The organism is Pseudomonas sp. N-137, from assembly GCF_034555295.1.
GTDB classification, from domain to species: domain Bacteria; phylum Pseudomonadota; class Gammaproteobacteria; order Pseudomonadales; family Pseudomonadaceae; genus Aquipseudomonas; species Aquipseudomonas rhizophila.
Genome location: NZ_JAXUDQ010000029.1, coordinates 247,955 through 256,836 on the forward strand (window position 1 = coordinate 247,955; position 8,882 = coordinate 256,836).

Here is an 8,882-nt window from a genome sequence, read left to right on the forward strand (position 1 = left end):
GACAGAAAAGCCAGAAAAAAAAACGCCCCGACAAGTCGGGGCGTTTTCATGTGCAGCTAAGGCTTAGCGCGGGAATGCTGGCGGGTTTACACCGGCCATGTCTTCCATCACGCGAACGACCTGGCAGCTATAACCGAACTCGTTGTCGTACCAGACGTACAGCACAACGCGGTTATCCTGAACGATGGTCGCTTCAGCGTCGACCACGCCGGCATGGCGCGAGCCAACGAAGTCGGTGGACACCACTTCCTGGGAATTGACGAAATCGATCTGCTTGTGCAGGTCGGAGTGCAGCGCCATATAGCGCAGGTACTCGTTCATCTCTTCACGGGTGGCGGCTTTCTCAAGGTTCAGGTTGAGGATGGCCATCGACACGTTCGGCGTCGGTACACGGATCGCGTTGCCGGTCAGCTTGCCGGCCAGCTCAGGCAAAGCCTTGGCAGCAGCGGTGGCGGCACCGGTCTCGGTGATCACCATGTTCAGCGCGGCGCTGCGGCCACGACGGTCGCCTTTGTGGAAGTTGTCGATCAGGTTCTGGTCGTTGGTGTACGAGTGAACGGTTTCAACGTGACCGTTGATGATGCCGAACTTGTCGTTCACAGCCTTGAGCACCGGCACGATGGCGTTGGTGGTGCACGAAGCGGCGGAGACGATCTTGTCGTCAGCGGTGATTTCGTTGTGGTTGATGCCGTGAACGATGTTCTTGAGCTTGCCCTTGCCAGGTGCGGTCAGAACAACGCGGTCGACACCCGGGCATGCCAGGTGCTGGCCCAGACCATCGGCGTCACGCCATACACCGGTGTTGTCCACCAGCAGTGCGTCCTTGATGCCGTACTGGGTGTAATCCACCTCGGTCGGGTTCTTCGCGTAGATCACCTGGATCAGGTTACCGTTGGCCGTGATGGTGTTGTTTTCTTCGTCGATGGTAATGGTGCCGTTGAACGAACCATGGACCGAATCGCGACGCAGCAGGCTGGCGCGCTTGGTCAGGTCGTTCTCCGCGCCTTTGCGCACCACGATGGCACGCAGGCGCAAACCATCGCCACCACCGGTTTTCTCGATCAGGATGCGCGCCAGCAGACGACCGATACGACCGAAGCCGTAGAGCACGACGTCGGTGCCTTTGCGTGCCGAAACGTTTTGCTGGCCAACCACATCAGCCATCTCTTCGCGAACGAACTGCTCGGCGCTACGGCCATTGCCCTCGTTACGGAATTTGAACGCCAGCTTGCCCAGGTCCACCGAAGCCGCGCCGAGCTTGAGCTCGCTCATGGCCTTGAGCAGAGGGAATGTTTCGTGGACGGAGAGTTCGCTGTCGTCGGAAGAACGGTGGCGAGCAAAGCGGTGAGCCTTGAGAATCGCGATGACAGACTGGTTGATCAGGCTGCGGCCATAGATCGAGCTCACCACGTTGTTATTGCGGTAGAGCTGACCGATGAGAGGGATCATCGCTTCTGCGAGTGCTTCACGATCGATCCATTCACCAAGACACTGGTCGGGCTTCTGAGTCACGGGAACCTTCCACATGTAGGGGCTGAAAAAAGGGGCTACATTATGCCGCCGACTCTTCGGCGGAGCAATGCGCGCCTGTCGCACCGTGGTTTTCCTGTTCGCCAGGGTAGTCTGCGACTGACAGCTGCCCCCTTCCCCCGCTACAATTGCCGACTTTGTCGCAACGCTGGAGCTCAACCTTCCGTGCCCGTTCTGCGTCTCCCGCTTCTCCCTGCCGCGGCAGGTAAACAGCACTGGGGCAACCTGCCCGGTGCCGCCCTGAGCCTGGCCATTGCCGAGGCTGCCAGCGCTGCAAAGCGCTTTACCCTGCTGCTGACCGCCGACAGCCAAAGCGCCGAGCGGCTCGAACAGGAACTGAGTTTCTTCGCCCCGGATTTGCCTGTGCTGCATTTCCCGGACTGGGAAACCCTGCCCTACGATCTGTTTTCGCCCCACCAGGACATCATTTCCCAGCGAATCGCCAGCCTTTATCGATTGCCGGAGCTCAGTCATGGCGTTTTGGTAGTGCCGATCACCACGGCCCTACATCGTCTGGCACCGACCCAGTTTTTGCTCGGCAGCAGCCTGGTGCTGGACATCGGCCAGAAGCTCGACGTCGAGCAAATGCGCAGCCGTCTTGAAGCCAGTGGCTATCGTTGCGTCGACACGGTGTACGAGCACGGCGAGTTCGCGGTACGCGGCGCGCTGATCGATCTGTTCCCGATGGGCAGCAAGTTGCCTTACCGCATCGACCTGTTCGATGACGAAATCGAAACCCTGCGCACCTTCGACCCGGAAAACCAACGCTCCATCGACAAAGTACAGTCGGTGCGCCTGCTGCCGGCCAAGGAATTCCCGCTGCAAAAAGACGCCGTGACCCGCTTCAAGGCGCGCTTTCGCGAACGTTTCGATGTGGATTTCCGTCGCTGCCCGATCTTCCAGGACCTGAGCAGCGGGATCACTCCCGCCGGTATCGAGTACTACCTGCCGCTGTTTTTCGAAGAAACCTCCACCCTGTTTGATTACCTGCCCCAGGACACTCAGGTGTTTTCCCTGCCCGGCATCGAGCAGGCGGCGGAAAACTTCTGGAACGATGTGCGCAATCGCTACGAAGAGCGCCGCGTCGATCCTTCCCGGCCTTTATTGCCACCGGCCGAGCTGTTCCTGCCGGTGGAAGACTGCTTTGCCCGGCTCAAGAACTGGCCACGCGTGGTGGCAAGCCAGCAGGACGTGGAAACTGGCGTCGGCCGCGAACGCTTCCCGGCCAAGGCCTTGCCGGACCTGGCGATCGAAGCCAAGGCCACGCAGCCATTGGCGGCCCTGGCCGGTTTTCTCGACGGTTTCCCCGGCCGCGTGCTGTTCACCGCCGAATCCGCCGGTCGCCGTGAAGTGCTGCTGGAACTGCTTGAACGCCTGAAGCTGAGGCCGAAAACCGTCGATAGCTGGCCAGACTTCGTCGCCGGCAAAGACCGCCTGGCGATTACTATCGCGCCGCTGAACGACGGCCTTGTCCTGGAAGACCCGGCCCTGGCGCTGGTGGCCGAAAGCCCATTGTTCGGCCAGCGCGTCATGCAGCGTCGGCGTCGCGAGAAACGTGCCGACGCCGCCAACGACGCGGTCATCAAGAACCTCACCGAGCTGCGCGAAGGCGCGCCAGTAGTGCACATCGACCACGGCGTAGGCCGCTACCTGGGCCTGGCGACCCTGGAAATCGACAACCAGGCCGCCGAGTTCCTCACCCTTGAATACGCCGAGGGTGCCAAGCTCTACGTGCCGGTGGCTAACCTGCACCTGATCGCCCGCTACACCGGTAGCGACGACGCCCTGGCGCCGCTGCATCGGCTGGGTTCGGAAACCTGGCAGAAAGCCAAGCGCAAGGCCGCCGAACAGGTGCGCGACGTGGCCGCCGAGTTGCTGGACATCTATGCCCGTCGCGCCGCCCGCGAGGGCTACGCCTTCGCCGACCCGAAAGCCGACTACGAAACCTTCAGCGCCGGGTTCCCCTTCGAGGAAACCGTCGACCAGCAAACCACCATCGAGGCCGTGCGTGCTGACATGCTCGCGCCCAAACCGATGGACCGGCTGGTGTGCGGCGATGTCGGTTTCGGCAAGACCGAAGTGGCGATGCGCGCCGCATTCATTGCCGTGCACGGCGGCAAGCAGGTGGCAATCCTGGTGCCCACCACCCTGCTTGCCCAGCAGCACTACAACAGTTTCCGCGACCGCTTCGCCGACTGGCCGGTGACCGTGGAGGTGATGAGCCGCTTCAAGTCCACCAAGGAAGTGAACGCGGCGGTGGCCGATCTGGCCGAGGGCAAGATCGACATCGTCATCGGCACGCACAAACTGCTGCAGGACGATGTGAAGATCAAAAACCTGGGGCTGGTGATCATCGACGAAGAGCACCGCTTTGGCGTGCGCCAGAAAGAACAGCTCAAGGCCCTGCGCAGCGAGGTCGACATCCTGACCCTGACGGCCACACCGATCCCGCGCACGCTGAACATGGCGGTGTCGGGCATGCGTGACCTGTCGATCATCGCCACGCCGCCGGCCCGTCGCCTGTCGGTGCGCACCTTCGTCATGGAGCAGAACAAAAGCACGATCAAGGAAGCCCTGCTGCGCGAGTTGCTGCGTGGCGGCCAGGTCTATTACCTGCACAACGACGTCAAGACCATCGAGAAATGCGCCGCCGACCTGGCCGAGCTGGTGCCGGAAGCCCGCATCGGCATCGGCCACGGGCAGATGCGCGAACGTGAACTCGAACAGGTGATGAGCGATTTCTACCACAAGCGCTTCAACGTGCTGATCGCCTCGACCATCATCGAGACCGGCATCGATGTGCCGAGCGCCAACACCATCATCATCGAGCGCGCCGACAAATTCGGCCTGGCCCAGTTGCACCAGTTGCGCGGTCGAGTCGGGCGCAGTCACCACCAGGCCTACGCCTACCTGTTGACGCCACCGCGCCAGCAGATCACCCCGGACGCGGAAAAGCGCCTGGAAGCCATCGCCAACACCCAGGACCTGGGCGCCGGTTTCGTGCTGGCCACCAACGACCTGGAAATCCGCGGTGCAGGCGAGTTGCTGGGCGACGGCCAGAGCGGCCAGATCCAGGCCGTGGGTTTCACCCTGTACATGGAAATGCTCGAACGGGCGGTCAAGTCGATCCGCAAGGGTGAGCAACCGAACCTCGACCAACCGTTGGGCGGCGGGCCGGAAATCAATCTGCGGGTGCCGGCGCTGATCCCGGAAGACTACCTGCCGGATGTCCACGCACGGCTGATCCTCTACAAACGCATCGCCTCGGCCACTGACGAAGAAGGCCTCAAGGACCTGCAAGTGGAGATGATCGACCGCTTCGGCCTGCTGCCGGAGCCAACCAAGAACCTGGTGCGTACCACCTGGCTCAAGCTCAAGGCCGAGCAACTGGGCATCAAGAAAGTCGACGGCGGCCCCAATGGCGGTCGTATCGAGTTCGAAGCCCAGACGCCGGTCGACCCGCTGGTACTGATCAAGCTGATCCAGGGCCAGCCCAAACGCTACAAGTTCGAAGGTGCCACGATGTTCAAATTCATGGTGCCCATGGAACGCCCGGAAGAGCGTTTCAATACCGTAGAAGCGCTGTTCGAGCGCCTCACTCCGACCCCTGCTTGAAGGACGCCCCATGCGCCTGTTTCGCTCACTGACCTTGTTGATGACCCTGGTCGCTCCCCTGGCGTTTGCCGATGACCTGTATCAGGTTGAAATGATCCTGATGCGCCAGAACGCCGAACCGGCGATTGTCAGCCGCGCCGCACCGGAGGACTGGGACGCGGGCGCGCAACGCCTGGACGCGAAGAGCCAGCGCACGCCTGCATTGGGTCACATCGTGGAAAAACTCAACGCCAGCGGCCAGTACACGGTGCTGATGCACAAAGCCTGGCAGCAGAACCTGGGCGAACAGGGCAGCCGAATCGCCGTCAGTGATGGCGTAGAACAGTTCGGCCAGTTTCCCATCGAAGGAACCCTGGAACTGAAACTGGGGCGGTTTACCGACGTGGACGCCGACTTCTGGATCAACCAGATCGACACCAATGGCCTGGTCACTTCCAGCGAACGCCTCAAACAGCAGAGCCATACCAAAAATGGCCAGTTGAATTTCCTCGACAACGGCCACCTCGGCCTGCTGATCAAAATCACCTCGCTGACTGCGCCTGCGCCACGGCAGGCGCCTGACGTCATTCCGGACTGATCGGCGCGCCTATGCCCTCGCCCCTGAGCAAACCCCTGGCACCCTCCTGGGTCAATCGATTCAAGGAACAGAGCCTGGAGCGCGGGCGCCGTTACGCGCTGGAAAACCGCGTCAGGATCGTCGAGGCTGGCGACAGCACCATCACCGCCAGTTGTGAAGGCTCTGGGGGTAACGTTTACCGCCAGACGATTCGTCTGAAAGAATCAGCCAAAGGCACGTTGATTCTGCTTGAAGCCGCCTGTACCTGCCCGGTGCGCATCAACTGCAAGCACTGCGCGGCGGTGCTGCTGCAAGTCCAGGAAACCCTGGCCTACCCGGCCGCCGAGAAAGACGCGCAGTTGCTGGAGAAACTCCAGGCCGTGCTGGAAAACCGCAGCCCCAAGGCCCCGCCGCAAGTGCTGGTGGACAACGTCCAACCAATGCCGCGGCTGTGGCTGGCGAGCATCGAGTTCAGCGCTTTCGAGCCGCGCAATGGCAAGATGCAGCGCTACATCCAGCACCGCGCCGCCCTGTCTTTCAGCTACCTGGACGAATACGTCAGCGGCCAGCGCAACACTGACGTACTGATTCGCCAGGACACACAGACGCTGCGGATAAAACGCCAGACAGAAGTGGAGCAGTCCTACCGCGAACAGCTTCGAATCCTCGGCTTCAAAATCGCAACCCGACAAAGCAAGGCCCTGCCCGAAAGCGCCGGTGAACTGTACGAGATGGTCAACGACAGTGCGTGGCTGACGTTCACCCTCAACGATCTGCCGAAACTGCGTAGCCAGGGCTGGGAGTTGCAGATCGACGAAGATTTCGGTTTCGACCTGACGGCGGTGGACGAATGGTACGCCACGGTCGAAGAAACGCCGGAACGGGACTGGTTCGATCTGGAACTGGGGATCATCGTCAACGGTGAGCGATTGAGCCTGCTGCCGATTCTGCTGAACCTGATGCGTTCGCACATCGAGCTGTTCAACCCGGAACGCCTGGCCAGGCGCCGCGATGACGAACTCATTCTGGTCAACTTGCCTAACCGCCCGAACTCCGAGTTCGGCCCGCAGCAAGTGGCCCTGCCCTATGGCCGGCTGAAACCGGTGCTGGCCACCCTGGGCGAGTTTTACCTGCAAGAACCGGGCACCACCAAACTGCGCTTGAACAGCGCGGATGCCCTGCGCCTGAACCCGCTGCAAGACATGCCCTTGCGCTGGGAAGGCGGCGAGCACATTCGTGGCCTGGCCCAACGCCTGCGGGACATCAAGGACTTCACCAGCACCGCGCCAGAAGGCCTGAACGCCACGCTGCGGCCTTATCAGCTCGAAGGTTTGAGCTGGATGCAATCGCTCAGGCAGCTGGAAGTCGGCGGCATCCTCGCGGACGACATGGGCCTGGGCAAAACCCTGCAAACCCTGGCGCACATCCTCAGCGAAAAAAACGCCGGGCGCCTCGACCGCCCTTGCATGGTGGTCATGCCCACCAGCCTGATCCCCAACTGGCTCGACGAGGCCGCCCACTTCACCCCGCAACTCAAGGTATTGGCCTTGTACGGCGCCGGGCGCAAGAAGCACTTTGACCGGCTGAACGATTACGACCTGGTCCTCACCACCTATGCGCTATTGCCCAAAGATGTCGAGCGCCTGGCGGAGCAGCCGTTGCATGTGCTGATCCTCGATGAAGCCCAGTACATCAAGAACCCGAACAGCAAAGCCGCCGAGGCCGCCCGCGAACTCAACGCCCGCCAGCGGCTGTGCCTGTCCGGCACGCCGCTGGAAAACCACCTGGGTGAATTGTGGTCGTTGTTCCACTTCCTGCTGCCGGGATGGCTCGGGGACGTCAAGAGCTTCAACCGCGACTACCGCGTGCCGATTGAAAAGCGCGGCAGCGATGTGCGACTGCAGCACCTCAACGGTCGGATAAAACCTTTTCTGCTGCGCCGGACCAAGGAGCAAGTGGCGACAGAACTGCCACCCAAGACCGAGATCATTCATTGGGTCGAGCTCAGCGATGCCCAGCGGGACGTCTACGAAACCATGCGCCTGGCCATGGACAAGAAGGTACGCGACGAGATCACCCGCAAAGGCGTGGCTCGCAGCCAGATCATCATTCTCGAGGCGCTGCTCAAGCTGCGCCAGGTCTGTTGTGATCTGCGCCTGCTCAACGATGCCGCCCTGCCTGCCCGCGGCAGCACCTCGGGCAAGCTCGACAGCCTGATGGAGATGCTCGAAGAGCTGTTTGAAGAAGGTCGCCGGGTGCTGCTGTTTTCTCAGTTCACATCGATGCTGTCGCTGATCGAAGACGAACTGAAGAAACGCGGCGTCGATTACGCCATCCTGACCGGCCAGACCCGGGACCGACGTACGCCGGTCAAGGAATTCCAGAGCGGCAAGCGTCAGATCTTTCTGATCAGCCTGAAAGCCGGCGGCGTAGGCCTGAACCTCACCGAGGCGGACACGGTGATCCACTACGATCCATGGTGGAACCCCGCCACCGAAAACCAGGCGACCGACCGCGCCTATCGCATCGGCCAGGAGAAGCCGGTGTTCGTCTACAAAATGATTGCCCGAGGCACGGTGGAAGAGAAGATTCAGCTGCTGCAGAAGGAAAAATCCGACCTCGCAGCCGGCGTATTGGACGGGCGCGTGGCCGGAGACTGGAAACTGCAAAGCGACGATATCGAGGCACTGTTCGCGCCATTGCCGGACAAGCTGGAAAAACGCTGATTCACAGCAATCCCTGTGGGAGCCGAGCTTGCTCGCGATAGCGGTGATTCAGATGTTGAAGATATTGGCTGTGCCGCCGTCATCGCGAGCAAGCTCGCTCCCACATTGCCCTGAGGTGAGCGCCGGATAGGTCTGCACCCCGAATCTCCTGTGGGAGCGAGCTTGCTCGCGATAGCGGTGATTCAGATGTTGAAGAGGTTGGCTGTGCCGCCGTCATCGCGAGCAGGCTCGCTCCCACATTGCCCTGAGGTGAGCGCCGGATAGGTCTGCACCCCGAATCTCCTGTGGGAGCGAGCTTGCTCGCGATAGCGGTGATTCAGATGTTGAAGAGGTTGGCTGTGCCGCCGTCATCGCGAGCAGGCTGAACTGGTCAAGTAACTGGACACCAGTTAAGGTTTCACGCCGCCAGTTTCTCCATGGCTACCGGCGACCGGTAGTCGTTGTAGCTATGGAGC

At 61.3% G+C, this 8,882-nt stretch carries 4 protein-coding genes; 3 read left to right on the plus strand and 1 reads right to left on the minus strand.

Annotated elements, in window-relative coordinates:
* Positions 1-63: 63 nt before the first annotated feature.
* On the minus strand, positions 64-1,527 hold the full coding sequence (locus T3A99_RS20970) for a glyceraldehyde-3-phosphate dehydrogenase (RefSeq protein WP_047227217.1): 1,464 nt from the start codon (positions 1,525-1,527) through the stop codon (positions 64-66).
* Between the two features lie 168 nt (positions 1,528-1,695).
* On the opposite strand from T3A99_RS20970, the gene mfd reads away from it, so the two are divergent.
* The 3 genes from mfd to T3A99_RS20985 are packed head-to-tail and all read left to right on the plus strand — an operon-like array spanning position 1,696 to position 8,427.
* Positions 1,696-5,145: a transcription-repair coupling factor gene (gene mfd / locus T3A99_RS20975; protein WP_047227216.1), complete on the plus strand. Its 3,450-nt coding sequence runs from the start codon at positions 1,696-1,698 to the stop codon at positions 5,143-5,145.
* A gap of 10 nt (positions 5,146-5,155) precedes the next feature.
* Complete coding sequence (locus tag T3A99_RS20980; RefSeq protein ID WP_160893006.1) at positions 5,156-5,722, plus strand: CsiV family protein; 567 nt, start codon at positions 5,156-5,158, stop codon at positions 5,720-5,722.
* Between the two features lie 11 nt (positions 5,723-5,733).
* On the plus strand, positions 5,734-8,427 hold the full coding sequence (locus tag T3A99_RS20985) for a DEAD/DEAH box helicase (RefSeq protein WP_281459402.1): 2,694 nt from the start codon (positions 5,734-5,736) through the stop codon (positions 8,425-8,427).
* Positions 8,428-8,882: the final 455 nt, after the last annotated feature.

Excerpts from the sequence above, each read along its gene's own strand:
- T3A99_RS20970 (WP_047227217.1), bottom strand. The coding sequence starts at position 1,527 with ATGTGGAAGGTTCCCGTGACTCAGAAGCCCGACCAGTGTCTTGGTGAA.
- T3A99_RS20980 (WP_160893006.1), top strand. The coding sequence starts at position 5,156 with ATGCGCCTGTTTCGCTCACTGACCTTGTTGATGACCCTGGTCGCTCCC.
- T3A99_RS20985 (WP_281459402.1), top strand. The coding sequence starts at position 5,734 with ATGCCCTCGCCCCTGAGCAAACCCCTGGCACCCTCCTGGGTCAATCGA.